Annotated in this window: 22 protein-coding genes; 12 read left to right on the top strand and 10 right to left on the bottom strand. The window is 44.6% G+C overall.

Annotation, left to right across the window (positions count from 1 at the left end):
- Positions 1-183: 183 nt before the first annotated feature.
- From U2P89_RS04550 to U2P89_RS04560, 3 genes are read right to left on the bottom strand one after another with little or no spacing between them, the layout of a single operon-like run.
- Entirely contained in the window at positions 184-717 is a 534-nt protein-coding gene (locus U2P89_RS04550) for an RsmD family RNA methyltransferase (protein WP_076928616.1), read from the bottom strand.
- On the bottom strand, positions 708-1523 hold the full coding sequence (locus U2P89_RS04555) for a DUF3822 family protein (RefSeq protein WP_322190742.1): 816 nt from the start codon (positions 1521-1523) through the stop codon (positions 708-710). Before U2P89_RS04555 ends, U2P89_RS04550 begins: the two co-directional genes overlap by 10 nt.
- Before the next feature lie 20 nt (positions 1524-1543).
- On the bottom strand, positions 1544-2248 hold the full coding sequence (locus U2P89_RS04560; RefSeq protein WP_091907406.1) for a hypothetical protein: 705 nt from the start codon (positions 2246-2248) through the stop codon (positions 1544-1546).
- 116 nt (positions 2249-2364) lie between these two features.
- On the opposite strand from U2P89_RS04560, the gene U2P89_RS04565 reads away from it, so the two are divergent.
- From U2P89_RS04565 to U2P89_RS04585, 5 genes are all read left to right on the top strand, one after another.
- On the top strand, positions 2365-3789 hold the full coding sequence (locus U2P89_RS04565; RefSeq protein WP_091907485.1) for an ATP-dependent DNA helicase: 1425 nt from the start codon (positions 2365-2367) through the stop codon (positions 3787-3789).
- Between the two features lie 81 nt (positions 3790-3870).
- Entirely contained in the window at positions 3871-4635 is a 765-nt protein-coding gene (locus tag U2P89_RS04570) for a hypothetical protein (RefSeq protein ID WP_322190743.1), read from the top strand.
- 17 nt (positions 4636-4652) lie between these two features.
- Positions 4653-5321 carry a 16S rRNA (cytidine(1402)-2'-O)-methyltransferase gene (rsmI, locus tag U2P89_RS04575; RefSeq protein ID WP_076931998.1) on the top strand — a complete coding sequence of 223 codons (669 nt, stop codon included), beginning with the start codon at positions 4653-4655 and terminating at the stop codon, positions 5319-5321.
- 70 nt (positions 5322-5391) lie between these two features.
- Positions 5392-6246 (top strand): hypothetical protein, encoded by an 855-nt coding sequence (locus tag U2P89_RS04580; protein ID WP_076928620.1) that lies wholly within the window; start codon positions 5392-5394, stop codon positions 6244-6246.
- A gap of 74 nt (positions 6247-6320) precedes the next feature.
- A complete protein-coding gene (locus U2P89_RS04585) occupies positions 6321-7013 on the top strand; it encodes a YjjG family noncanonical pyrimidine nucleotidase (RefSeq protein WP_076931999.1) in 693 nt (230 codons plus the stop codon).
- 33 nt (positions 7014-7046) lie between these two features.
- On the opposite strand, the gene U2P89_RS04590 is transcribed toward U2P89_RS04585, so the two are convergent.
- Positions 7047-8312 (bottom strand): arginine deiminase family protein, encoded by a 1266-nt coding sequence (locus U2P89_RS04590; RefSeq protein WP_322190744.1) that lies wholly within the window; start codon positions 8310-8312, stop codon positions 7047-7049.
- 89 nt (positions 8313-8401) lie between these two features.
- On the opposite strand from U2P89_RS04590, the gene U2P89_RS04595 reads away from it, so the two are divergent.
- From U2P89_RS04595 to U2P89_RS04605, 3 genes are all read left to right on the top strand, one after another.
- A complete protein-coding gene (locus U2P89_RS04595; RefSeq protein WP_322190745.1) occupies positions 8402-9412 on the top strand; it encodes a LacI family DNA-binding transcriptional regulator in 1011 nt (336 codons plus the stop codon).
- A 200-nt stretch (positions 9413-9612) separates the two neighbouring features.
- Positions 9613-11139, top strand: a complete 1527-nt coding sequence (locus U2P89_RS04600) for an MFS transporter (RefSeq protein ID WP_091907414.1) — start codon at positions 9613-9615, stop codon at positions 11137-11139.
- Between the two features lie 201 nt (positions 11140-11340).
- Complete coding sequence (locus U2P89_RS04605; RefSeq protein ID WP_313380111.1) at positions 11341-12699, top strand: alpha-amylase family glycosyl hydrolase; 1359 nt, start codon at positions 11341-11343, stop codon at positions 12697-12699.
- Here U2P89_RS04605 and U2P89_RS04610 read toward each other — a convergent pair.
- Complete coding sequence (locus U2P89_RS04610) at positions 12687-13193, bottom strand: flavodoxin (RefSeq protein ID WP_313380112.1); 507 nt, start codon at positions 13191-13193, stop codon at positions 12687-12689. The genes U2P89_RS04605 and U2P89_RS04610 overlap by 13 nt on opposite strands.
- Positions 13194-13754: 561 nt before the next feature.
- Between U2P89_RS04610 and U2P89_RS04615 the strand changes: the two genes are divergently transcribed.
- The 4 genes from U2P89_RS04615 to U2P89_RS04630 all read left to right on the top strand — a co-directional run bounded on the left by U2P89_RS04615 (position 13755) and on the right by U2P89_RS04630 (position 18077).
- The gene (locus U2P89_RS04615) at positions 13755-14891 is read left to right on the top strand and encodes an NEW3 domain-containing protein (protein ID WP_175456773.1); all 1137 of its coding nucleotides are present in this window, start codon (positions 13755-13757) and stop codon (positions 14889-14891) included.
- Between the two features lie 2 nt (positions 14892-14893).
- On the top strand, positions 14894-15631 hold the full coding sequence (locus U2P89_RS04620) for an ABC transporter ATP-binding protein (protein WP_313380113.1): 738 nt from the start codon (positions 14894-14896) through the stop codon (positions 15629-15631).
- Positions 15624-16580 (top strand): ABC transporter permease, encoded by a 957-nt coding sequence (locus U2P89_RS04625; protein WP_076928628.1) that lies wholly within the window; start codon positions 15624-15626, stop codon positions 16578-16580. Before U2P89_RS04620 ends, U2P89_RS04625 begins: the two co-directional genes overlap by 8 nt.
- 189 nt (positions 16581-16769) lie before the next feature.
- On the top strand, positions 16770-18077 hold the full coding sequence (locus U2P89_RS04630) for a peptidoglycan DD-metalloendopeptidase family protein (RefSeq protein ID WP_322190746.1): 1308 nt from the start codon (positions 16770-16772) through the stop codon (positions 18075-18077).
- Positions 18078-18242: 165 nt separating this feature from the next.
- Here the strand turns inward: U2P89_RS04630 and U2P89_RS04635 are convergent, their stop codons facing one another.
- The 5 genes from U2P89_RS04635 to U2P89_RS04655 form a co-directional block, all read right to left on the bottom strand.
- Positions 18243-20570 (bottom strand): alpha-amylase family glycosyl hydrolase, encoded by a 2328-nt coding sequence (locus U2P89_RS04635; protein WP_322190747.1) that lies wholly within the window; start codon positions 20568-20570, stop codon positions 18243-18245.
- A gap of 56 nt (positions 20571-20626) precedes the next feature.
- Positions 20627-22459: a glycoside hydrolase family 13 protein gene (locus U2P89_RS04640; protein WP_322190748.1), complete on the bottom strand. Its 1833-nt coding sequence runs from the start codon at positions 22457-22459 to the stop codon at positions 20627-20629.
- Between the two features lie 79 nt (positions 22460-22538).
- Entirely contained in the window at positions 22539-23573 is a 1035-nt protein-coding gene (locus U2P89_RS04645) for an arabinogalactan endo-1,4-beta-galactosidase (RefSeq protein WP_322190749.1), read from the bottom strand.
- A 153-nt stretch (positions 23574-23726) separates the two neighbouring features.
- Entirely contained in the window at positions 23727-25151 is a 1425-nt protein-coding gene (locus U2P89_RS04650) for a SusF/SusE family outer membrane protein (protein ID WP_322190750.1), read from the bottom strand.
- A gap of 17 nt (positions 25152-25168) precedes the next feature.
- Positions 25169-26317: a SusF/SusE family outer membrane protein gene (locus U2P89_RS04655; RefSeq protein ID WP_322190751.1), complete on the bottom strand. Its 1149-nt coding sequence runs from the start codon at positions 26315-26317 to the stop codon at positions 25169-25171.
- Positions 26318-26360 lie beyond the last annotated feature (43 nt).

The following is a 26360-nucleotide window of genomic DNA, read 5'->3' on the forward strand; positions in this document are numbered from 1 at the left end:
TTTTATCTCTTATCCTCTGATTATCAACTTCATTTTTAACTGCGAAACATCAGTTATTATATTTTCGGGAATCTTCGTCCATTTGACAATTTGTTATTTTATTGTGGCAAATATACGTTATTTTCTTGTAAAAACCATGCGGAAAGGTGGGAATGTCCTCTGATTTATGGAAAAAAGCAGGATCTAAAACTCAAAAAAGGAAAAATGCACATTCCCGTACTTCCGCTCTTCTTTGAAATGCGGGAGGTGTGAGAAGTGATGGTTTTTGGAGTGTTCCATGACAAAGAATCCTCCCTCTTTGACCAATTGTTTATTGAGGATAATTTCGGGAATTTTCTCCAGGTCGGGAAGGTCATAAGGAGGGTCGGCAAAGATAAAATCGAATTGTTGTTTCAGAGATTGCAGATATTTAAATACATCTGCTTTTACAGGAAACAATTCCTTTGCTCCGAGTTTTTCCTGTGCCCGGTATATAAAATTAAAATGATTTTGATTCTGTTCCACGCTCACTACATAGGTACATCCTCTTGAAATCAACTCAAAAGCAATACTTCCTGTTCCGGAAAAAAGATCTAAGGCGGTTATTTCTTCCCAATCCAAAAGATTATTGAGGACGTTAAAAAGCCCTTCTTTGGCAAAATCAGTCGTAGGACGGGCTTTCAGATTTGGTGGAACCTGAATACGTCTGGATTTGTATTTTCCTCCGATTATACGCATAAGGCAGCAAATATATCAGTGGGAAGCGTCCTCTTTTGCTCTTCTGTCAATACCACCTTCGGACTCAATTCCACCTGCTCCACCCGTCGGATCAGTTTTTTGAGCAGGTCTATCGTCGCCCTTTGGGAATCGGTATCGCCGGAAAGAAAAAGCCTGTCCGTAGATTGGTCGAAAGTGAGTTTTTCCCACACACTTGCGATAAAATAAGTGGCGTCATGAGGATCAGTTGCCAGAAACGTATTCGTAGAGAGCAGCCGGTTTCCTGAGAAACAAACTATAGTGACATATTTGTCGTGAAAATCGGCGAAGCAACACTTTCCGGTTTCATCACCCCTATGGGATATGAACAGACGGGTAAGAATAGAAGAGTGGTGGTGGAATGTAGGATTCCATAAATTCCGTGAAAGGAATGAATGTACTTCTTCATCTACATTGAAAAGAGTCCGGAGATCATTTTCCAGAGTACTATCTGTAAGAATAACACCGTTCGTTTCATGAAAATTGAACCGGAACAACTCTTCAATCCGCTTCTTTTCAAAATAAGCTTCGGGAACAAGCGTATAAAAAGGAGAAACGACAGTAACTGTTACCTGATTGAATGTCTGACTAAAAAAACCAAGGTCAAAAATCAGTTTTTTGATGTTGTCTATATAGGAGAGTTTACCACTTAGCCCGGTTTCCTGAAAATGAAAAATAGACGGGTCACCCGGACAATAAATACTAAAAGAAAATCCATTCGGCGACAGCCGAATGGATAAATTGTATCTTTCCGAATATGCCAGATCAATATTTTCAGGTAAAAACATACGCTGATGTGGGAAGATCCTTATTCCCAGTTACCGGCATTATTGTTAGCCACTTCAAGTGAACCCACCTGCATTCCCGGATATCTGTTACCCGGACGATCAAGCACTTCCTGGATTTTCTGATTCACTAATCTTTGGTCAAGATCTCCCAAGTAAACCGAGTAGTGTGTTTTTGCTTCGAACACCTGGATAGGGTAACCCGATGCTGTAATCAATGAATCGACTCCCATTTCGAATTTAGCCCCGTTTCCATAGGGTACGAATGCCAGTGAATCCGGAATGAAATTGCGGCGATTCGGATACAAAACCTGAACGGCGGGGGAGTAGATAGAGTCTCTTACCAACTGAGGAGCATTTTTTGTTTCATCCCAAAGCCCCGCAGCCTTTATGGCTTTTTCATCCCCTGAATTGATGATCTGCATGGCTTTTACCTCTGTCATACCTGCTTCCAACTGAGCTTCAGTGAGATCTCCTGCTTTTACTACGGTAGCGATTCTTCCATCTTTTACGAACTGGATCAGTGTGTCAAAACTGGCTGTGTAAGATCCGGACTGGGCACGTAAAGCGACTTGCGCTGTACGGATATCCACCAAACGCTGGATAACTGCCCTGTCACGCTTTTTTACTTCTGCATCAAAATCAATCTGTCCTTGGATACTTCTCCAGCTAACATAAGCCAAAAGAATAATGGCTACTGCTAAAAGCACTCTCATTACAACTTTCATGGACTTTTCCTTTTTAATATTTATACTGTTTAAATTCTGATTTTCTGATTTTAGACTACAAATTTAGAAAAAGAATGATAATTGTGCTACTTTTACGGGAAAAAATACCAAAAAAAATGGTAAATCGGTTTTTTATTGAGAAAATCAGCGAGAATTTCCCGTTTAACTTCACGGACGACCAGATGAAAGCCCTGGAAAAGATCGCCGGTTTTCTTTTTTCAGGGATCGACGATCATATTTTTTTACTGACCGGATATGCAGGTACAGGGAAATCCTCACTTATCGGAAGTCTTGTGAAGACAATGACTGAATTCAGGCAAAAAACCGTTCTGTTGGCGCCTACCGGAAGGGCTGCAAAAGTTTTTTCAGGTTATGCGGCCCAACAGGCATTCACTATCCACAAGAAAATATATCGTCAGCAGAAGTTTGCAGAGGGATCGCCTCATTTTTCTCTTTCTGAGAATCTGCATAAGCATACGCTTTTTATTGTAGATGAAGCATCGATGATCAGTAATGAATCGCCCGATTTTTCTATTTTCGGAACCGGAAGATTATTGGACGATCTGATAGAGTATGTCTACTCTGCCCAGGGGTGCAGGATACTGTTCGTGGGAGACAGTGCCCAGTTACCTCCGGTGAAACAGGAAAACAGTCCTGCTCTCGACAGGGATATGTTACGTTCCTATTCGCTTGAAGTGACGGAAGCGACCCTAACCCAGATCGTGCGCCAGGAGGAAGAGTCGGGTATCCTGTACAATGCCACGATACTGAGGAATGCATTGAGGTTTCAGATGACGGAAGAGTATCCGAAACTAAAATTGGAAGGCTTTGCAGATGTAGTACGTATTACAGGAACAGAACTGATAGATGAGATATCCCATGCTTACCAGAAGGAGGGTATGGAGGAAACTATTGTCATTTCCCGCTCCAATAAACGGGTGAATGCTTATAATAGTGGAATCAGGAATAGGGTTTTGTACCGCGAGGAGGAGATTTCTGCGGGAGACATCCTGATGATCACCAAAAATAACTATTTCTGGGTAGAGAATTTTGAAGACCTTGACTTTCTGGCTAACGGTGAATTTGTAGAGGTACAGCGCGTGAGGGGTGAGGAAGAGATGTATGGTTTCAGGTTCTGTAATGTGTTGTTGTATCACCGTGATTATGAAATTGAATTTGAAGCGAAAATCATTCTCGATGTGTTGCATACCGAAGTTCCGGGGCTTACACGGGAGCAAAACGACCAACTCTTTTTCAACGTAATGGAGGATTATGTCGATATATCCCGTAAGCGGGAGAGGTTTAAGAAGGTAAAATCCAATCCCTGGTTCAATGCCTTACAGGTGAAGTACGGGTATGCGGTTACCTGTCATAAGGCACAGGGCGGAGAATGGAAGAATGTATTTCTCGATCTGGGATATATCCAGCAATCCTATATGGGTGAAAGCTTCTACCGTTGGCTTTATACATCTATTACCCGCAGTTCAAGGAAGTTATTTCTTGTGAATTTGCCTGATGATTTTGTGGAGCTTTCCAAATAATGATTACTTTTGTGAGTTGTAAAAGTGGAACAATGCTCATAGTGAGCCTATAATGGAAATCACCAGCAAAAAGGATATCAAATGTCGAAAAAAAGAAATGAATATATTGATCAGCTTTTGAGTGATCTGAAATTGTTGGAACAACGTCTCCTTTCAGTCAAGGAAAGTGATACGTTGCCTTTCTCATTTTTTAGTGCTTCTTTCGACCGGATAGAAAAGATTTCACGATCGCTCCATGAACTGGAACTGATGCAGATCGGGGAAATGAAAGAGCAGATGGAGCGGTTGGTACGATTCCTGTCGGAGTCGGACGGACGTAATAATCCTGCCAGGGAACCGGAACTTTCCCAAGAAGAAGAATCGGAGCATTCAAAACAACCAGAGCACCCGGAACAACCAAAGCATTCCGAAGCAGTGATGGAGCCTTCCCCGGCAACAGATGAGATTGTAATAGAAGAAAGAGTCAGCTTTACGGAAAAAATTATCTTGCCTGAATACCGGGATCCGCGAATCAGTAAAGAGACTCCCCCCTCCGTCGAAGGGGCGCAAGTTCTTCCGGAAAAGAACGGAGAGGAAAAACGGGTTGCACGCTCATTGAATGATATTATTCAGGCTCCTCCTGCTTTGTTGGATTTGAAACGAGGGATCAGTCTCAACGATCGTTTTTTGTTCCAGAGGGAACTGTTCAGTAACAATCGCCAGGAGATGAATAGAGTAATGGAGATATTAAACGGCCTGGGTAGTTTTGACGAAGCTGAAAATTACTTGAAGAAAGAGTTGAATTGGAATTTCGAAAGTCAGACGGTAAAGGAGTTTCTCCTGGTTATCAAAAAAGGATTTGAGTGAGTGCAAAAGCAGTGAACATAGGGAAACTCTATGTGGTGCCCACACCGATAGGTAATCTGGAAGATATCACGCTAAGGGCAATCAGAGTGCTGAAAGAATGTGATCTGATTTTGGCGGAAGATACGCGCACCAGCGGTGTTCTGTTGAAGCATTTCGATATAGGGACACGTATGCAATCTCACCATAAATTCAATGAACATCGGGCGGTGGCGCATATTGTGGAGAGGATAAAATCAGGAGATTGTATCGCTTTGATATCGGATGCCGGTACGCCGTCAGTCTCCGACCCGGGCTTTTTACTCGTGAGAGCCTGTGCCGAGGAGGGGGTGGAGGTGGAGTGTCTCCCGGGGGCGACAGCCTTTGTACCTGCTCTCGTAGAATCAGGATTGGCTTCCGAGCGTTTTTGTTTTGAAGGCTTTCTTCCACAGAAGAAAGGAAGGCAGACACGGTTGAAACAACTGGCAGAGGAGAGCCGGACCATGATTTTCTATGAGTCGCCGTATCGTGTAGTGAAGACGCTCACTCAATTAGCCGAGAATATGGGTGATGACCGGGTGGCCTCGGTATCAAGAGAGATATCGAAACTCTATGCGGAAACGGTCAGAGGTACTCTTGGTGAATTGGTCATCCATTTTACCGAAAATGAACCAAGAGGAGAATTTGTTATTGTAGTAGCAGGAAAATAAAAGTATAATCTACAAATAAAACTTTTTATAATATCAATCGTTTAATAGAGAAGAAAAATTTTGTAATCATATGAAGAAGATTGGAATACTGTTTTTTGTCATCGGACTCATTGTCTCATGTACAAACGTAAGGGAATCAAAAGAGTATAAAGAGCTTCAGGCTCAACGTGATTCTTTGTTGCAGCAGTCTGCCGGAACAGAAGCTGAAGCAGCCGAGATGATGGCTGTGATCAGTGAGGTAGAGGAAAATTTCACCAAAATCAGGGAAGCGGAAAAGTATATCTCTACACAATCGGCAGAAGGAGGTGAAATGAGTAAGGCTACCCGCGAAAGGGTGAATGATAATTTCAAGATGATCAATGAGATACTGCAGAGGAATAAAACCCAGTTAGATGAACTGAATAGGAAATACAGCGGAAGTAGTAAGGAAATAGTCTCGTTAAAAAATACCATCAACCGTTTGAATAACGAGATGAGGGAGAGTTCAACACGACTGGCTGAATTACAGGCTCAATTGGCGCAAAAAGATGAGCAGATCACCCAATTGTCACAGGATATCGCTTCACTCGCTGTGGAAGCTGAGCAGCAATCACACACTATCCGTGAACAGGACAGGTCATTGCACACTGCTTATTATGTTTTTGGTACGGCCGGCGAACTGAAAGACCAGAAGATACTTTCCGGAGGATTTCTCCAACAGACGCGAGTCTTACAGGATACATTCAATAAGGATTATTTCCTGAAGATAGATGTGCGTGAGGTGACTGAAATCCCGCTGTATACTTCAAAGGGTAAACTCTGGTCTACTCACCCTGAGGGTACCTATGAATTTGTGAAAGGTAGCGATGGAAATCTCACTTTCCAGATTACCGATACCCAGCGTTTCTGGAGCCTTACTAAATACTTGATTATTGAAGTGAATTGATCAACAGGTAGATAATGTCAAACTGAAAATAAATATTGCGGAGTGGCCTGAAACCACTCCGTGATTGTTTACTGATGCAATATAAAAATCTTTTTATAGATCTGGATGATACCCTTTGGGATATCCATAGAAACGGGAAAGAGTGTCTGGAAGAAATTTATCGGGATTACGGATATGAGGAATTCTATCCTACGTTTGAAGCATATTACCGTGTCTATTTGCCCGGAAACTATCATCTCTGGGGTTTATACGGGCAAGGGGAGATCACCAAGGAGAAGCTCGTAGTGGAACGCTTTTTGGCTCCTGTGAGGGCGTTCGGGATTGATGACCCGGAGTATGCAAAGAGATTGAGTGATGATTTTTTGGAAAGAACTACCCGTAAGACGAAGCTGATCGATGGGGCTCTGGATCTATTGGATTACCTGAAACCAAAATACAGGATGCATATTCTTTCCAACGGATTCAGGGAGGTTCAATTCAAAAAAATCGAAAACTCGGGACTAAAACCTTATTTTGACAAGGTAATCCTTTCGGAGGATGCAGCCATCAATAAACCTCATCCCGACATATTTACTTATGCTTTGAAGAATACCAATTCGCGGCGTGACCAGACTATTATGATAGGAGACAGCTGGGATGCCGATATTGTCGGGGCATACCAAAGCCGGATCGCACAGGTATGGTTTAACCCGAAAGGGATAGCTTCGGATGGCTTTGAACCTACTTACACTGTGCAAAGGCTGGCGGATATAAAAGATATTCTATAGTTGTTTGGTTGTTGTTCAATGCTTGTTCGGTGATTATTCGATTGTCCTACGTAACGGCATGGTCATACATCTTGGGCCGCCACCTCCGCGTGGGAGCTCCGATCCTTCGAGGGTGATCACGCAATTGCTTGCAGAGGCAATATCCCATTGACTGTTGATGACATTGGCTGCCTTCACCACTTCAAACCCATGCTTGTCCAGCTCTTCCAATGTGTGGATATTTCTTGCATAAGAGATCACTTTACCGGGTGCGAGTGCTAGAAAATTGGCACCGCTATGCCACTGTTCCCGTTCCTGGTCCCAATCGTCCGACTTACCGCCACATACTATCGGTGTCAGATCCACTCCCAGTTTACGTAGAATGGTTAAGATACTATTCACGGAGGATATTTTTGTCACCTTCCCATTGTCTATCTGCATGTGTACTGTCTGATAGGGAGAGTCGTTCATGATCAGTGGCTTGTAGACCATTGCCTTGTCGGTGTCGAGCAGGGTAAAAACCATATCGAGATGAATGAATGATTCGGGCGACTCGGGCAGTTGCTGAACGATGACATGTTTTTTCCCGGAGCCGGTCTTACAGAATTCCCTCGTCAGCAGGTCTATTCCCTGTGTGCTTGTCCTCATTCCATTTCCAATCAGCAAAATATCATCTCTCACCACCAGGATATCACCACCCTCCATCTTTATTAAAGGATTGTTTTGCGACAGGTCATAACTGTTCACCACATTTCCAGTAAAAAAGAGGTCGCTTTTAAATATGGCATCCATGATCAGCGATTCCCGTACACGAACGCTGTTAGCCATCTTGCATATCAACGCGTTATTTCCGATAACGGCCGACGGGTCGCGTGTGAAATAATAGTTATAGAGTGGTTGCAACGCATAATACTCTTCGCGTAAGAAGTCGGTCAAGGTATTGATTTGCAGGGGAAGTCCCTCAATCAGTACTTTCGTGAGGCTGGAGGCCGGAAGATACATCAGCCAATCGATATACTCTGTTGCCTGTTCTGTGATGCATATTTTCCGGATCAGATCCTCTTTTAGGTGTTCATGCTCCAGTACCTTTTCCAGTAAATCTGCCACTTCATAGACATCCGATGTTTTTTTCAGTACAGCCAGTAGCTGATCATATTCCCTGCGTGCAATGGAAAGATTCAATATGTCGCTGTATAAAGCCCTTTGTGCATGCCGTGGAGTCATATTTTCCACCTCGGCACCGGGATAATGGATCAGTACGGCTTCCAGTTTTCCGGTTTCCGACTGAACCTGTAAAGTACATTTTCTGTTTTCGGTCATAGCGGTAAGTCAATAATTATAACAAAAGTAGGAAATATCTATTGCTTTCTTCCCATTTTTTCTCTATTTTTGAGGAAACTATTTTATATATGGGACGAATAACCCTGAAAGATATTGCCCAGGCGCTTAATCTCTCTCCATCCACTGTCTCAAGAGCGATGAAAAACCATCCTGCCATCAGTGAGGATACAAGAAAGCTTGTGCAAAAATATGCGGAACAGCACAAATACAAACCCAATACGCTTGCGATGCAACTTCGGACGAATCGGAATAATACCATTGGAGTCATTGTGCCTGAGATTGTGCATTATTTTTTCTCTACGGTACTTTCAGGAATTCAGGAGGAGGCCGAGAGTGAAGGATATAAGTTACTCTTCTGTCATTCCCAGGAAGATTATGAGCGTGAGGTGAAGAGTGTGGAAACCCTGATTGATGCACGGGTATGTGGGATTTTAGCATCGCAGTCGAAAGAAACACAGCAGTACCACCATTTTCAGGAGATCGTCGATAATAATATCCACCTTGTCTTTTTCGACCGGATCTGTACCGGCATCAATACCGACAAAGTGGTGGTGGATGATTATGCAGGTGCATTCAATGCGGTTGAATACCTGATAAGTACGGGATGTAGCCGGATTGCTTTTCTTGGCTCCCATCCATCGATGCCTATCGCCAATAACCGGCGTATGGGTTATGAAGACGCATTAAGGAAACATAAATTGCCTATTTTGAAGGAGATGAACAGGGTGTCTGATACTCCTGAACTGGCAAGGGAAGTAATACCGGAAATGTTGCAGTTAAATCCTCATCCCGATGCCTTCTTCTGTGTCAATGATGAGGTAGCTGCCTATTGTATGCAGATATCGAAATCTGCCGGATTTAAAATACCGGAAGAGATATCGGTATGCGGCTTTACCAACAGTTATATTACGGATGTGACTGATCCAACCCTGACAACCGTGGACCAGCATGGGCTCGAGATGGGGAAAGTAGCCGCACGGTTGCTGATAAACCGTATTGAAGGCAAAGAGACCAAACCGGGGATCGTTAGCCGGCTGATCAAGACTGACCTGGTGATCAAGGGTTCGACCAGAAAATAGTTATTCGGTAGTTGTTCAGTTGTTAAACATAAACGGAGCGAATGAACAACGACGAAGCCGAATAGTATGAGTAGGGCGAGTGGAGAAATGCATACGATTGCATGAAAAAAATAATTGGTTTTTATGAAAACCCGTTTCCGGATATTAAAAGGGAAGTATATTTACTCCATTAAATTTATATCATTCAATAATCTTACAACATGAAGAAAAGGCGCTTATCTTTTTGGGAGATCTGGAACATGAGTTTCGGTTTTTTGGGTATCCAATTCGGTTTTGCTTTGCAGAACGCGAACGTGAGCCGTATTTTCGAGACGCTCGGTGCAAGAGTGGAAGATATACCCATTCTGTGGATCGCCGCTCCCATTACCGGGTTGATCGTGCAACCCATCATCGGCCATTTGAGTGACAAGACATGGAACCGCTTCGGACGCCGACGGCCCTATTTCATGATAGGCGCTTTTTTTACTACGCTGGCACTGTTCTTTATGCCCAACTCCCCCTCCCTTTGGATCGCTGCCGGGATGCTGTGGATCATGGACGCATCCATCAATATCTCCATGGAGCCGTTCAGGGCATTCGTAGGTGATAACCTTCCTACCGAACAGAGGACGATGGGTTTTGCCATGCAGAGTTTTTTTATCGGTACCGGTGCTGTAGTAGCTTCTGCATTACCCTATATATTGACCAACTGGTTCGGCGTTTCCAATATAGCAGACGAGGGAGTTATTCCCCAGTCAGTAAAACTATCATTCTATATAGGGGGTATTGTACTGCTTGCTTCAGTACTATATACCGTTTTCACATCGAAGGAGTATTCTCCGGAGGAGCTGGCTGCTTTTGAGGAGGAGAAAGAGAGAACTACCGGAGTGAAGATGGTTGCGAAAGCAGCGGTAACTCCCTCGCAATTTTTAAAGAATGGTGCGATATGGACGATCATAGGTGTTGCCGCCACTTTGTTGATCATGTTTACCGATCTGGGAAGTCAAAATGAACAGCTTTATATTGTGGGAGGTCTGTTACTCCTATTCGGTATTATCCTGATCATCTCAGGCCTTCTCAGAGGGAAATCGGATGAGCCGACAGGATTAGTAGGGATTATGAACGATCTGTTGCATATGCCCAGGACAATGGGGCAACTGGCTGTAGTACAGTTTTTTTCCTGGTTGGCATTTTATGCCATGTGGATATATACTACACCGGCTATTACACAACATGTATATGGTACTACCGATTCTGCATCGGCTTTATATAATCAAGGGGCTAACTGGGTAGGGGTTCTGTTTGCAGTGTATAATGCCGTTTCGGCTCTTACTGCCTTTCTTTTGCCGTTGATTGCCCGGCAGGTGGGCCGGAAAGCGACCCATGCGGTAGCATTGGCATTGGGAGGAATATCCTTTATTTCTCTCTATTTTATCAAAGATCCCATGATGCTGCTTATTCCCATGATCGGGGTAGGCTTCGCATGGGCAAGCATCCTTTCCATGCCCTATGCAATCCTTACCGGATCTCTACCCGCGAGTAAGATGGGAACCTACATGGGAATTTTTAATTTCTTTATCGTTATACCCCAGATACTGGCTGCCAGTATACTTGGTTCTATCACCCGGGATCTGTTCCATGGACAGGTGATACTCACGATGGTGCTTGCCGGTTGTTCGCTTATATTGGGAGGCATCTCCGTCTTTTTCGTACAGGACAGGGATGATGTGTACCGGCTTCGGAAGTAATTAGGTGGGAAAGTGGAAAGGGAGACCGGGGAGATAGGGAGTGAAAAATTAAAAATGAAAAATTAAAAATGAAAAGGGATTTGTTGATTTAACGATTTTGGAATTTTTGAATCTTGAAATCTTGAATCTGGATTGAATTAATAATCGACGTAGTCAAAATCAGCGTAGCTAAATCTTGAATTTTGAATCTTGAATAAATAAATGATGAAAAAAATATTTCTACTATTACTTATATCGGCGCTGTTGATAGCATGTGGTAATCAAAACAGAAGCCAGGAGAAAGAAAACGATGTGCAGAGCACACATCCTGAATGGGTGTATAATGCGGTGATTTATGAGGTGAATACACGCCAATATACACCGGAAGGAACATTTAATGCTTTTTCGGCACATCTGCCCAGATTAGAAGAGCTGGGAGTGGATATCCTCTGGTTTATGCCGGTACAGTCTATTGGTGAGGAGGATAGGAAAGGCTTGTTGGGTAGTTACTACTCCATCAAGAATTATACTGAGATAAATAATGAATTCGGTACGTTAGCCGATTTTAAAGCAGTAGTGAAACAAGCGCAGGGATTGGGAATGAAAGTAATCCTCGACTGGGTGGCTAACCATACTTCCCGCGATGCTTTGTGGGTGGATACTCACCCCGATTGGTATGTAAGGGACAGTTTGGGTAACCTGAATGTCATGTACGATTGGACCGATATAGCCCAACTGGATTACTCGGTTGCAGAGATGCGGGAAGAGATGATCGAGGCGATGAAGTTTTGGATCCGGGAGACCGGTATCGATGGATTCCGGTGTGATGTGGCCGGTGAAATACCTACTGATTTCTGGGAGGCGGCAAAAGATTCACTGACTAGGCTGAATCCTGACATTTTTATGTTGGCTGAAGCAGAAAAACCAGCACTGAATGAGTCGGTATTCGATGCCTATTACGCCTGGGATTTCCATCATAAAATGAACAACGTGGCACAGGGCAAAGAGACAGTCGATTCATTACGCGTTTCCCTGCAAAGGATGAATGACCGTTTTCCACCCCATGCCATACCTATGTACTTTACTTCAAACCATGATGAGAATTCATGGAATGGCACCGAATTCGAGCGGATGGGAGAAGCGGCAAAATCGTTTGCAGTATTGACCTATATGCTCCCCGGAATTCCCCTGGTATACAGTGGGCAGGAAGTGGGATTGAACCGCCGTCTGGAATTTTTTGAGAAAGATATTATTGAATGGGAAGATAAGGGTGGCTTCAGTGACTTCTACAAGGAACTGAACAGGTTCAAAAGGAAGAATAAAGCACTATTGGCTCAGGAGCGTGACGGGGAGATGACAGAGATACCTAACGATTGTACTGAAAAGGTGTGGTCGTTCAAACGGGTAAATAACGGAAACGAAGTGGTTTGCGTTTTCAATTTCAGTAATGAAACCGTAAATGTCCAATTTAACGGAAATGTGCCGGGTGAAGGATTTTCTTCTTTTCCCGACACATCCCAAGTGCTCCCTGTGGAAGAAATGGAATTGAAACCCTGGGAATACAGGATCTATTCCAAATAGGGTTTCAGTTTTTCTATCCAGTTAATGATACGCCCTTCCGTCAGGTCGGGTTCGTAATCGTCATCGAGCGGTAGCCCGATGAATTTACCGTCTTTGAATGCCCTGGAATATTCGAAATCATATCCTTCGGGAGAAACTTCCCCGATAACGGTTGCTCCTTTTTGAATGACAATTTCATATAATATACCCATGGCATCCACGTAGGAACTCGGATAAATAGAAGCGTCACCCAATCCGAAAAGGGCTACGGTTTTTCCCGACAGGTCCAGTTTTTCCAACTTGGGATAGAAATCATTCCAATCGTCCTGTAAGTCCTGTACTCCCCAGGTAGATACGCCCAGGATCAATACGTCATGGGTCAGGAAAGGCGTTTCATCGCCATCATAAATATCTGCAAGGGTGGGGGAGTAATCAGCCAGCAGTTCGGCGATTCTTTCCGCTGCATTCTTAGTGTGTTCAGTGCTTGAACCGTAAATAATTGCGATCGACTTCATAAGATTATTCATTTTTTATGTTCGGAATAAACATCTACTGTTTCATACGATTATTTTACATTTCAGTGTATGTTTGTTTCCCAACCGTGATTTTGCCTTGTTAATTACGCAAAGTTAATATAAGTTTTAAAACAGCCAAAAACAGGGGACATAATTATCGAATAATCCTATGTAACCGTTCCTCCTTTCCCAAAAAATCAGAAATGTTCTTTTAGGCTTATCCGGTTACTTTCAAATTAGGGCAACTGAAAATAAAATGCTCTGATACTCCGTTTATATTCCTCCGGTAGGAGTTTTTCTTTTAATAGGGGGGATGTTTAAAAATAATTAAATGTTAAGCTTTGTTTTTTTGGAAAAATTAACAATTTTGCCTCTTTCTTCTTTTTAATTTTGTACGGCTGTTTTCGCAGCTTTCATTCTGAATAACATATATATTTTGACTGATTCACTTTAATCAGGATTTTGTTAGCGCACGGCTTAGAACTCTGCGCTAAGATTTTGCACGGTATAGGCTATAAAAGTAATATTATAATAATATATCGTAATTGTGAATGAGCTATGATGAAATGTAGATTGAATTTTTGGATGATTTTTTTTGTGGGCTTCGTTGGCCTGTTACATGCGGAAGAAAAGGAAAAGCAGATGCTGCTCTACACGCCTTACACCAAAATTTCCGTACCGCCGGGAGAAACCATTAATTACAGTATCGACATTGTGAATGAGACGGAGAGTCTCAAAAATCCTGACATTTCCGTCAGCGGCATACCGCGCGGTTGGGAGTGGGAAATAAAGTCAGGCAGCTATATCGTCAATCAGCTTGCCGTCATGCCTAGCGATAAAAAATCGTTTAACCTTCAGGTGACTGTTCCGCTGCAGGTGAACAAAGGAAACTACCGTTTTGTCGTACGTGCAGGAGAAGCTGAACTCCCGCTTTCAGTGACGGTATCTTCACAAGGAACCTTTAAAACCGAATTCACCACAAGCCAGCCTAATATGCAGGGCAATGCCAAGTCTAATTTCAACTTCAATGCCAATCTGAACAACAAGACCGCCGAAACACAACTCTACGCCTTGATGGCTGCTGCACCCCGGGGATGGAATGTTATTTTCCGTGCCGGAGGGAAGCAGGCCACGTCGGCACAGGTGGAGCCGAACACTACGGAGAACATTAGTATTGAGATCACGCCGCCCGGCAATGTAGAGGCGGGAACATATAAAATCCCTGTTCAGGCGACCACCGGAACCACTTCCGACGAGTTGGAACTTGAAGTGGTAGTGACCGGCTCTTATGATATGGAACTTACCACTCCAAGGGGATTGTTAAGCTCTGACATCACGGCCGGAGATACGAAGCGTATCGATTTGGTGGTGAATAATACCGGATCTGCAGAATTGAAAGATATCAAACTGTCGTCGAGTAAACCTGCCGGCTGGGAGGTAAGTTTTGAGCCTGTTTCTGTTGATGCGTTGAAAGCCGGTGAAAGTGTAAATATCCAGGCTGTTGTCAGGGCCTCGAAAAAAGCTATCCCCGGTGATTATGTATTGAATATCAGTGCTAATACGCCTGAGGTAAATAAAAGTGCCAGTTTCAGGATGACTGTGAAAACGCCTCTGCTCTGGGGATGGATAGGGGTCGCAATTATTCTGGCAGTAGTGGGAACAATCTTTTATCTGTTCCGTAAATACGGAAGGAGGTAGAAATGGCTCAGCATGTAATTGAGTTAACCGGTCTGACAAAGCGGTACGGGGATTTTACGGCTGTGGACAATCTTGACCTGAACATACGGAAGGGTGAAATTTTTGGCTTGCTCGGACCCAATGGTGCCGGAAAATCGACTACCATCCTGATGATTCTGGGCTTGACGGAGCCTACCGCAGGCAATGTTTCGGTCTGCGGAATCAATTCTACCACTTCTCCCGTCGAAGTAAAAAGAAAAGTAGGCTATCTGCCTGAAGATGTCGGATTTTATGAAGATATGACGGGAATGGAGAACCTCATTTATACAGCAGAACTGAATGGGATTCCCCTATCTGAGGCTCGTGAGAAAGCTGCATCCCTGCTTCATCGTGTGGGATTGGGAAACGAGACGGAGAAACGGACCGGGAAATATTCAAAAGGGATGAGACAAAGGCTCGGATTGGCTGATGTACTAATTAAAGATCCGGAAATTATCATTCTGGATGAACCCACTTCCGGTATTGATCCTACTGGTGTGCAGGATTTTATCCATCTGATCCGCCATCTAAGTCATGAGAACGGACTGACTGTACTCTTTTCTTCGCATCATTTGCATCAGGTGCAGCAACTATGTGACCGTGTCGGGTTGTTCGGAAAAGGACGGTTGCTGACCCTGATCGATATAAATGAGTTGCATAATAAACCAGGAGAATTGGAAGAGGTATATAACCATTATTTAGGAGGGAATGAACATGAATAATATATCAAAGCCTTTCTGGGTAATAGTGCGGAAAGAGATATCCGATTATATGGGAAGCTGGAAAGCTGTTATTTTGATCATTCTCATTGCCCTGACCTGTATGGGTTCACTCTATACGGCGCTGAGCAATATAGGCGAAGCTGTGAAACAGGGGAGTACCGATGATAATTTTCTTTTTCTAAAACTGTTTACAGCTTCAGACGGCGCTTTGCCTTCGTTCGCTGTTTTTATAGGTTTCCTCGGCCCTTTGCTGGGGATCGCGTTGGGATTTGATGCAATCAATACCGAACAGAACAAAGGGACTTTAAGTCGCCTGCTGTCGCAACCTATCTACAGGGACTATATCTTAAATGCAAAATGGATAGCTGCACTTTTTGTGATTGGCATCATGCTTTTTGCTCTCGGCTTTCTGGTAATGGGTTTCGGATTGATATTTATCGGTATACCACCCACTGCTGAAGAATTCTGCCGTATCGTGCTCTTCCTGTTGCTTTCAATGGTTTACATTGCGCTCTGGCTCAATCTGGCGCTCTTCTTCTCCATCAAGAGCAAACAACCTGCCACCTCCGCATTGTCGGGGATAGCCGTATGGTTGTTTTTCAGCCTGTTTTATAATATTATCATGAATGTGGTAGGCAAAGCGTTGAGTCCCTCGCCTATGGCCATGCCTGATCAGGTTGTCCGCTACCAGAAGTTTATGTTGAATTTACTGCGGTTTTCACCCGGGGAATTGTTCCAGGAGATCACCATGACCATGTTGATGCCTTCGGTAAGGAGTCTTGGACCACTCACATTCGAACAGATGGATGGTGCTATCCCAAGTCCCCTGTCATTGGGACAAAGTTTGCTTGTGGTATGGCCTCAACTCACAGGATTGATCTCCATCACGCTCCTCTTTTTTATGTTGGCTTACATTTCATTTATGAGGAAAGAGGTACGATCGAGGTGACAGAACACCGATATTTTTTTGCTTGTCTGAGATTTTTGTGCATCTTTGTACTCAATTAACTAAGTCGGATCCATTCTGCCTCCCGGTATCCAAAAGCGCGTAATACAGGCTGTATCTGTGAATCTGTCAGGTAATCATCTATTTTTCTTGCCTGTTACGGAACCGGAAAAATGGTAAATGTAACCAGTTATGTATAAGACAAACAGAAGAAAAACGATTCAGTCGATTATCTATTCTTTGCTGATAGTCGCTGTTGTTTCATGTGGATTAAAAAAGGAGGAACAACAGGTTGGCCAGACTGGTCAGGAAGAGACAAGCTGTGTGTATGAATATGGGATATGCGTCGATTCGCTGGATGTAACCCATTATGAAATAGGGCGTGGGGAGTATCTTGCCACTATTCTGTCTAATCTGGGATTTGAAGCCAATAAAAGGGAGAAGATTATAGATGCGGTATCTTCCATTTATCCTCCTTCAAGATTACAGGTTGGGAATTCGTATGCGGCGATTACCGACTCTACGGCGGCCGTGAAATACGTTGTTTTTGAAAAGTCGCGTACCGATTACGCTGTAGTAGACTTAAGTGGCGATACAATCAGTGTATATGATTATACAAAACCGGTTACCCTGAAACGTGAATATGCCGAGGGAACAATTACCTCTTCTCTATGGAATGCGATTATGGATACCGGTGCACCGGCTTTGCTGGCACTTAAACTCTCGGATGTATATGCCTGGCAGGTCGACTTCTTTGATGTCAAAAAAGGCGATTCGTTCCGCTTGATGTATGACGTAGCCTATATAGACGATACTACTAGGGTAGGAATCTCTTCTATCGAAGGGGCAGTTTTCACGCATCAGGGGAAGAAGTTCCGGGCCATCCCGTTTCAACAGGATTCCATCATGGAGTTTTTTGACGAAGAGGGAAATAGTCTGCGGAAAGCATTTTTAAAAAATCCTCTTGATTTTTTCCGCATTACGTCGAAGTTTTCCAACTCCCGCTTCCATCCCATATTGAAACGTCATCGTCCGCATCATGGCGTGGATTATGCCGCACCGGTGGGTACGCCCGTAAAGACGATTGGCGACGGGGTAGTAGTTGAAAAAGGATTTCAACGTGGTGGAGCGGGGAATTTTCTGAAGATAAAACACAATGCCACCTATACGACCACTTATATGCATCTGAGCCGCTTTGCCAAAGGGATTGAGAAAGGGAGTCGGGTAAAGCAGGGGGATGTGATCGCTTACGTAGGTTCTACCGGACTCTCTACCGGCCCTCATCTCGATTTCCGGGTACACAAGAACAATCAGCCCGTCAATCCCCTTACCATCGAGTCGCCCCCCTGCCTGCCGGTGAGGCCTGAATTGAGGGATAGCTTTATGCTTGTGCAGGACAGGGTGATGTTTCAACTGGATAGTTTACGGATGGCAGGACAGTTGTTCGCGGAAGAGGAGCAGGTCCCTGATTCCTTAACCCTTATACCGTCCCACTCCTGAAATCGTTCACTATCCCGTTCCTGATCGTCTCACATGGATCCTGAGCGTGTCACCCGCTCCGTTTATGAAATAAAAAGAAGGGTATACCACAAAAGTGAAATGCCCCCAAAGGTTAGACAAAGATCTTTTGGGGGCATTATTGCGACAGTCACTGAGATATCCTGTTTATTCTGTGAAACTGGTATACATTTTGAAACTGTTCGCCGGGACGGTGATGTTTGTGGTCGATGTTACATTCAACGGCGGTTCGCCGGGCGTCATATAATTATACCAAGTACCGGTTTTCGGGAAGGTGGCCGAGATAGGGCCATTGGTGAAGTTCCCTATCACCACTACCTGTTTCGCCTCGCCAAAAGAGGAAAGGGTGATAAAGCGGCCGTCCTCCCAGAATGAGGGTGTTACTTTCCAATCGAGTTCTGCGGTCGCGTTGAACAGTTCCGGATGATCGAAACGGAGGGAAACCAGTTTTGTGTAAGTATCGTGTAGTTCCTTTCGCTGTGGTACATCCATATATTCCCACTTCACCGGTTTTTTTCCGGTACGTCCGTTATAATCGATCGAAACATCATATCCCAACTCGCCGAATTGCCAGATCATTTTCGGGCCGGGTACGGTAAAGAAAAAGGCGGCATTGGTCGCAAGTTGTGACATGCGGGCATTAAGGTTTGTCTTTAAAATACCAACACCTGAATCCGTTTGTTCGTATGCCATCCGGTCTTCGTCATGGCTTTCCATATAACTTACCAAACTATTGGGGGGGCGAGAAGTGGAATAATAGGTGCCCGAGAAATCAGAACTTTTACCCGCAGCAGAATTCCGGAATGCATGATTCATATTGCGCCATACCATCATTCCCTCCTCACTTAGTTCAAACTCTTCACGATCATCACAAAAATGCTCCAGAATCACGTATGCATCCTCTTTTACCTCTTTTACTGCTTCATTGTAATACTTCAGGATAGCAATGCGGGTCGGATCATATGCACTATTATCATTATTAGGATTTCCGTTTTTATTTTGTGTAAAACCTTTAGTCAGGTCGAAACGGAAGCCGTCTATATTGTACTCTTCCAGCAAGAATTGCAGGTTACGTTTTACAAAATCGACTACCAGTGGCGACTCATGATTGAAATCGTGAAATACGCTCCAAGGATGAGGTGCTGTTACGTTAAAGTAAGGATTATTAGCTGCCGTACGGTTGTTCGCGGAATCCCACCACATTCTGGCGAAGGGATTGGCGCCGGTAGCATGGTTATATACCACATCAAGAATTACCGCTATTCCACGTCTGTGACATTCGTCGATAAATTCCTTATACATCCTGTCGGTTCCATAAGCCTTATCCATCGCAAAAAAGAATGCAGGGTTGTATCCCCAACTGTCGTTGCCGTCGAACTCCTGTACAGGCATCAGTTCAATGGCATTTATACCGAGGGATTGCAGGTAATCGAGTTTGGCCATAGCGCCGTTGATATCACCGCTCTCTGTAAAATCACGCAACAACATCTCATAGATTACCAGATTGTCCCGTGAAGGGATCTCGAAATTAGGCTCCTTCCATGTATAAGTTTCCGGTTGGGTTTGGAATACCGAAACAATACCTCTCGCTCCTTCCGGATAATTCAGATTTCCTGGATAGGTAGTTGAAGAGATGTATTTATCGTTATTAGGATCAAGTATCTTCCGGGCATATGGATCGGCTACACGGATAGGGTCTCCGTCTCTTTTGCCGACATAATACTGGAAAGCATATTCTTCATTGGCGCTTAATCCATCAATCGTGATCCACCAGCAACCGGCATCTTCGTCACGGAACATCTGCGATTTCTCGTCGTTACTCAATGTCCAGCCATTGAAGTCTCCTACCACATGGGCAAAGTCTTTTCTTGCATTATTTTTATCTTTGTCGTATAGTACTAATGTGACGGTGTTATTGTTCACTATATTGATGCCATGTTTCAGACCTGCCGGCATATCCCCGAATTTTGCCTGTGCCGGTTCGAAGCCTTTGAACTGCGTATCGGTGACAGGGATAAATAGATCTTCGGTTTGTTTCGACCCATCGTGAGAGCGGACAACAATACCCAGTCTGTTGACGGGAGTTTCACCTGAACCATACCATTGACGAATGGAGGGGGAGAGCTTGATGGACCATGTGCTCAGTTCACCTTCTACCCTCGTCATTTTGCACTTCTCCAGGTTTTCATTCCATTCGGCGGGAACGAATTCCCACACCCCTTCAGATATAACGCCCGTATGGATATAGACGTCTTCTTTGTAATTATAGAGTGCTGTACCCGAACGCGGTTTGAACCAGATTGTCAGTTCTTTGTCGGCATCCGCCTCTTCGAGGTTCCATGAGAGTCCCGGCTGAATTACAGCAGGTGGCTCCGGTTCTGGTTCCGGCTCCGGAATAACCACCGGATCTTCCCCGCAGGCAACAGCGAGAAACAGGATTAGCAGCAAGTAAAATGCTTTTGAGAATATTTTCATATTATTATTAGAGCTAAAAAAATCTATACATATGACCTTTCTACTATTCCACACTATTATTCCAGCACAAGCACTTCTTTGGGCGCAAGTGTCAGCGTTTTTTCCAGCGAAACATTTCTACCCGAGAGCAGGTCAGTCCATCCGGTTCTGTCTCTTATTGACTCGGCGTACCGGTCGAGGTTTATCTCTACCTGTTTCGATGTCCCGTTCATAAAAATCAATACGCTTTCATCCCCTAAGTAACGCTCATAGACATAAACGCCTTTTTGCAGCACATAATGTTTCATATCGCCATACGCGATCACATCATTGCCCTGCCGCCAGTGAAGCAGTTTCTTCATAAAATCGAACGCTTCATTCTGTAACCTGTCGCGCCCTTCTGCAGTGAAATGATCCGTCTTATCCCCGGGCCACCCGCCCGGCACGTCGAGACGGATATCGCCGTCGCTCCTGCTCTTGTTGCCATTCATCAGCAATTCGGTACCGTAGTAGATCTGCGGGGTGCCAGGCATGGTGAGCAGGAACGTAATCCCTTGCTTCCATCCGGCCAGATCGGAGGGATACTCTTTCAGGAACCGGTCGGTATCATGGTTGTCCAGGAAGCGCAGTACATTATAGATATCGGGATAGATAAAATCGTAGGTCATGTGGTCGTAGATGCCGTGTAATCCCCCGTTCCATTCACCGGTTTCTTCAAAGAAAGCGCTGTGCGACAATCCCATAAAGCGGAAGTCCATCACTGATTTCAATTTGGTGTTGTTCGGGTTGATCGGACTGTTCCTCTGCCAGAAAGAGGTGCCGATAGGGTTGTTGAGCCATGCCTCTCCTACGATATTGTATTGGGGATATTCTTTCTCTACGGCTTCAATCCAGTCGACCATCATATCATAATCGGCATAGGGGTAGGTATCCTGCCGGATGCCGTCCACTCCCGAGTATTCGATCCACCAGATACTGTTCTGGATCAGGTATTTTGCCACATGCCGGTTCCGTTGGTTGAGGTCGGGCATGGTAGGTACGAACCAGCCGTCTACCATCTTGCTCTTATCATATTCCGAAGCATAAGGATCGAAATACATCTCTTTCATATGGGACGTCTGCACATATTCACCGAGGTTATTGAACCAATCCGTCGAGGGCACGTCTTTCACCCAGGGGTGGTCGCTTCCGCAATGGTTGAAGATCATATCCATCACCACCTTCATTCCTCTGGAATGGGCGTCGGCGATCAGATTTGCGTACTCTTCATTGGTGCCGAAACGGGGATCCACGCGGTAGTAATCGGTGGTGGCGTATCCATGGTACGATCCGCCCTCCATATCATTCTCCAGTACGGGATTAAGCCAGATAGCAGTTACTCCGAGGTCTGCTAAGTAATCCAACCGATCGGATATCCCTTTCAGGTCCCCGCCATGCCGTGCGCTGTGATGGTTGCGATCTACCTTGTAAGGCATCCGCATCGGGATCTGGTCGTTAGAAGGATCTCCATTGGCAAAACGGTCGGGCATGATCAGGTAGAGCACATCTGATGCATCGAAACTTTCTATGTGGTACCTGTCCGGATTACGTTCTTTCAATTCATAAGAATAAGTGATTTTCTCCTTTCCGTCGGTGAACAGGATATCGAATGTTTCGGGGCTGCTTTCCGAGATATCGAGATAAAGGATCAGGTAATTCGGACTTTCCAGCCGTACCGATTCTTTGATTCTCACATTTTTTGAAGTCACTTCCGGAATATAACCGGCAATATTTTCGCCGTATACCATCAACTGTAATTCCGGCTCTTCCATGCCACTCCACCAAAACGAGGGTTCGACATGCACCTCACGGGCGTGTGCCGTAGATATTGCTATTACAATAAGGGAAAAAAGTAAAATTATTTTCTTCATACGATTATTATATTTAATGCAGATAAGTAGATTGAAAAAATGATCAGGGATTTATATTTTTAATTCCTCTGATGATTCATTACTCTATAAAAGCATCCATTGCTTTTGTCGGCCGCCCGTTATCACCCCATGCACTGAGCGGATAACGGCTCCACGAACGGGCACCCTGCGGCTCCCAGTAAAAGACGCCCGTTCCTTTACCGTCGGGTACTTCCTTCACTTTCCGGATCACGGCACGTAACATCTCATACGTATTTTGCGGTTTGGTATCCTCACCGCCTGTTTCCACTACCATCACCTCTTTATTGTAACGATTTGCCATATCGTTCAGGTTATGGCCCAAATCGTCGATGATCTCACTGTAATCGGGTTTTCCTTCTAACCACCATGGATAAAACGACATACCGATGATATCGTATTTTGCCCCGTATTTTTCCGCATTATCGAACCACCAGCGAAAGCGTTCGTTGTTATTTCCCTGGTCGACATGCAGGATGATTTTTGTGGTGGGGCTGACTGCCTTGACGGCATCATATCCGCAGTTGATCAGTTGCGCCAGTTGATCCCAGTTATCGGTATGCCCTTCAGGATAAATCATTCCGGAAGGGATTTCATTGCCTGCCTGCACCCATTCCGGAGTTACTCCAGCCTCTTTCAAAGCAGTCATCACTCCCTCGGTATAATCATACAGTGTTTCTTTGAGTTGATCGAAATCGAGTCCTTCCCAATCTTTGGGTTTGTGTTGTTTGCCCGGATCGGCCCAACTGTCGCTATAATGGAAATTGATCATGACACGCATATCCCAATCCTTAGCTCTTTTCGCCATAGCCACTGTTTCTTCTTTGCTGCAATGGCCGCTGTGCGGATCATCCGAAGGATTCACCCACGTGCGTAACCGGATAGAGTTAATACCATGGTCTTTGAGAATCTTAAAACAATCTTCAGGAGTACCGTCGTCGTTATAGAAGATGTACCCATCAGCTTCCATTTGTGGTAGCCAGCTGATATCGGCGCCTTTGGCAAACGTATCTTCCTGTTTTACTTCTGTCGTTGATTGTTGACAGGAAATGCACAGAGTCAATAGACTGAAATAAAAGAGAATACGTTTTTGCATTATTTGTCTACTTTAAATAAGTACCTTAAAGGTATTATTATCATGCTTTTTTAGGTAGCCCACTGTGATAATTCTGAATACCGTATAGAAAGCAGTATGAAAAGAGAGAAAAAGCACGGCACAATCGCCGTGCTTTTTAAATTTAGATACAATTTATTGCCTGGTAACCGTGCATTTGTATGCGGTCGGATCAGATAAGTCCAACGTAATCTGATAGGTTCCACCTTCCGTGACAGCAATGTTATCTCCACCGTATGTCAGATTATTGGTGTCTCCTCCCAGATTAATATCCCAACCATTATTAGCGCGGAATTTGAAAGCCTTTCCTGCTTCTAATGTCGTTGTTACAGTCCATCTGTTTGTTTCAGGATTATAATTCATTGGAGTGGAATTATCCCAACCTCCTTCCGTTGCATCGCCAATCAATCCCCAATCGGTCTTTACTGCGGAATAAGTATATGGCGATCCGGAAAGGTCGGCACTCAACTGGTAATAGCCGGCTTCAGTGACTTTCAGATTGCCTGCTCCGCCATCGTCGGAAAGGATACCATCGCCGCCATCACCGTAGTTGGGGCCGTTCCAGTTGGGTCCTGCCGTGAACTTGAACTCATGGGCCGCATCGAAATATACATATCCGTCATATTTGAAATCAAAATTACGGCTATAAAGGGTAGGCGCCGTTTCCGGTGACCACCCCTGATGGCCGCCCGGCACGTATAGCGTCAGATTCATTTCTCCGATAATCTCGATGGTGTAGGTGTACTCCATCATGTTCAGCGTAATTTTTACCCAGCCGGGTTCTGTAACTTTCAGGTTACCTCCATCAAGTTTTAGCTCACCTGTCAGCGCTTCAGCTTCATATGTGCCGAAAATACCATCCCAGGATGCTGCCTCTTTACTTGATTTAGGGACGATTTTGAATTCGCCTTCCAGGTTGTTCACAAGGATAGAGAAATAAGGATCTGCATAAACGTCATTACCACTATGATTAAATTTGTAATCATCCAGATCTCCAATATTCCATCCATTGATACTGCCAACAAGGTAATATTCTTCTTCAATTACTGGACCTACGGGCGTAACAGTAATGGGACCCAGTATTACGGAAGTGGGCATCATTACCGACGAAGTGCCGTCGGTAATGTAGTATCTTACCCGTACAAAAAGCTCACGTGCATTGGGTGCTTTTCCATAGAGATTCTTTACTGCCTCATCCAGGTCGACAGGGTTGATGGTTGCGGCATTTTCCCCGCTCACCGATGGAATTTCTACAACCTTTACAAACTCATTTGTAGATGACAATTCCAGTTTGAAGGTAACGGTAGCTCCTTCCGCCAATTGCGGAGTAGCTGTTGCTTTGACCGCTTCGAACGGGGTGTTCTCTTCCAGTGCTTCTTCCGTCAGTATGATTGGCGAACTGAAGCCTGATCCCAGTGCAATGGTGAACCCGTCAACCGATTGTGCATCTTCCTGCTCATTGGCCTGTGGTGGTGCGGCTACATGATCATACACATCGTCGCATGCTCCAAAACCGATCAACGCGAGCAGGGCTGTCAAAAGATATATTTTAGTCTTCATTGTATTCATTTTTATTGTTATTCTATGTTGCCTGTCCTGTTGGTAAAGTTGATGGATAATCGTTGTCCCACTGTTCCGGCTACACGATCCTGGTCGCCTCCTGCACCGCGAGGTATGAACACTCCGTCGAACACCATGAATTCGGTGTGCCACCATTCGTGTCCGGGCAATTGAATGCTGGCACGTATTCCTCCGTCGGCAGCAGTGGCAGCGGTAAACGCCGGTGAGACGAATTCGGCATCAGCGCCAAGGGATAAATCGGGTATCGCGAAGCGGTAGGCCTCATCGGTCGTTCCCCAGTGGCCACCATTTACATCCCCTTGCAGGTAGACATACGGCGGAAGGAAATCCACGCTGAACGTGTACCCACGCCCTTCGATGGCTGTGGTCACCACTACGATATACCATCCGGGATTGCCTATTGTTATATTGTTATCATCATTACCGGATATACCGTCGGAACCTTCCCCAATGGTCACATCATTATAACCGAACTCATTTCCATTCCATTCCTTGGCGTAATTGAATTTGATCTCTGCATTGCCTCCATCTCCGGTTTGTCCCAGATATTGCATTGCCCAGAACTTACCGGGAGATCCCCATACCGGGATCATTTCGGTAGAGCTGTTCCAATCCCAGTTGCCGGCTACATTTCCGATTATATACATCTCTTCCGGCATCGTCATCGCTTCGAGTGCGAAATAACCAAGCACCTGAGGAAGTGTGATTACATTCGAATAGACAGGACTAACCTTACTACCTGAAATAGTAGCGGAGAGACGAACGTAAAGTGGATGGGGATCGACAGGGTAATTACTCTCCTCTTCCACTTCATGTAGCGCAACCAATGCTACGGCTACATCTTGCGCAGATATATCGAATTTAGCGGTAGAGTAACTGCCCGCCAGGGTTGCATATTCTGCGAAATTCTGAGATAAGGAAATCTCTACCGCGTAGAGGGTTGCGGCAGTAAACCCGTAGTCGGGCTGAGAGGTGGTAAATTCGATCGTTTCGGTATGCTGAAGGTCATAGATCCCTGAAGCATATTTGGGTGTGTTAAGCACAAAACTCTCCGGTTGCTGCAGGACAATGTTGTCATTGTCCTCGCATGCATAGAAAAATCCTATACCGGCCAGTAGAATTATTAAACTAAATATATTTTTCATATGATTAAAACTTTTATTTTCAAAGGTATCATATGGAACTCGC

Origin of the sequence: Proteiniphilum sp. (assembly GCF_034331125.1) — a bacterium.
GTDB lineage: Bacteria > Bacteroidota > Bacteroidia > Bacteroidales > Dysgonomonadaceae > Proteiniphilum > Proteiniphilum saccharofermentans.

Coding starts and splice junctions, on each gene's coding strand:
- U2P89_RS04550 (WP_076928616.1), bottom strand. CDS start 717: ATGCGTATAATCGGAGGAAAATACAAATCCAGACGTATTCAGGTTCCA.
- U2P89_RS04555 (WP_322190742.1), bottom strand. CDS start 1,523: ATGTTTTTACCTGAAAATATTGATCTGGCATATTCGGAAAGATACAAT.
- U2P89_RS04560 (WP_091907406.1), bottom strand. CDS start 2,248: ATGAAAGTTGTAATGAGAGTGCTTTTAGCAGTAGCCATTATTCTTTTG.
- U2P89_RS04565 (WP_091907485.1), top strand. CDS start 2,365: ATGGTAAATCGGTTTTTTATTGAGAAAATCAGCGAGAATTTCCCGTTT.
- U2P89_RS04570 (WP_322190743.1), top strand. CDS start 3,871: ATGTCGAAAAAAAGAAATGAATATATTGATCAGCTTTTGAGTGATCTG.
- U2P89_RS04580 (WP_076928620.1), top strand. CDS start 5,392: ATGAAGAAGATTGGAATACTGTTTTTTGTCATCGGACTCATTGTCTCA.
- U2P89_RS04585 (WP_076931999.1), top strand. CDS start 6,321: ATGCAATATAAAAATCTTTTTATAGATCTGGATGATACCCTTTGGGAT.
- U2P89_RS04590 (WP_322190744.1), bottom strand. CDS start 8,312: ATGACCGAAAACAGAAAATGTACTTTACAGGTTCAGTCGGAAACCGGA.
- U2P89_RS04595 (WP_322190745.1), top strand. CDS start 8,402: ATGGGACGAATAACCCTGAAAGATATTGCCCAGGCGCTTAATCTCTCT.
- U2P89_RS04600 (WP_091907414.1), top strand. CDS start 9,613: ATGAAGAAAAGGCGCTTATCTTTTTGGGAGATCTGGAACATGAGTTTC.
- U2P89_RS04605 (WP_313380111.1), top strand. CDS start 11,341: ATGATGAAAAAAATATTTCTACTATTACTTATATCGGCGCTGTTGATA.
- U2P89_RS04610 (WP_313380112.1), bottom strand. CDS start 13,193: ATGAAGTCGATCGCAATTATTTACGGTTCAAGCACTGAACACACTAAG.
- U2P89_RS04615 (WP_175456773.1), top strand. CDS start 13,755: ATGAAATGTAGATTGAATTTTTGGATGATTTTTTTTGTGGGCTTCGTT.
- U2P89_RS04620 (WP_313380113.1), top strand. CDS start 14,894: ATGGCTCAGCATGTAATTGAGTTAACCGGTCTGACAAAGCGGTACGGG.
- U2P89_RS04625 (WP_076928628.1), top strand. CDS start 15,624: ATGAATAATATATCAAAGCCTTTCTGGGTAATAGTGCGGAAAGAGATA.
- U2P89_RS04630 (WP_322190746.1), top strand. CDS start 16,770: ATGTATAAGACAAACAGAAGAAAAACGATTCAGTCGATTATCTATTCT.
- U2P89_RS04635 (WP_322190747.1), bottom strand. CDS start 20,570: ATGAAAATATTCTCAAAAGCATTTTACTTGCTGCTAATCCTGTTTCTC.
- U2P89_RS04640 (WP_322190748.1), bottom strand. CDS start 22,459: ATGAAGAAAATAATTTTACTTTTTTCCCTTATTGTAATAGCAATATCT.
- U2P89_RS04645 (WP_322190749.1), bottom strand. CDS start 23,573: ATGCAAAAACGTATTCTCTTTTATTTCAGTCTATTGACTCTGTGCATT.
- U2P89_RS04650 (WP_322190750.1), bottom strand. CDS start 25,151: ATGAAGACTAAAATATATCTTTTGACAGCCCTGCTCGCGTTGATCGGT.
- U2P89_RS04655 (WP_322190751.1), bottom strand. CDS start 26,317: ATGAAAAATATATTTAGTTTAATAATTCTACTGGCCGGTATAGGATTT.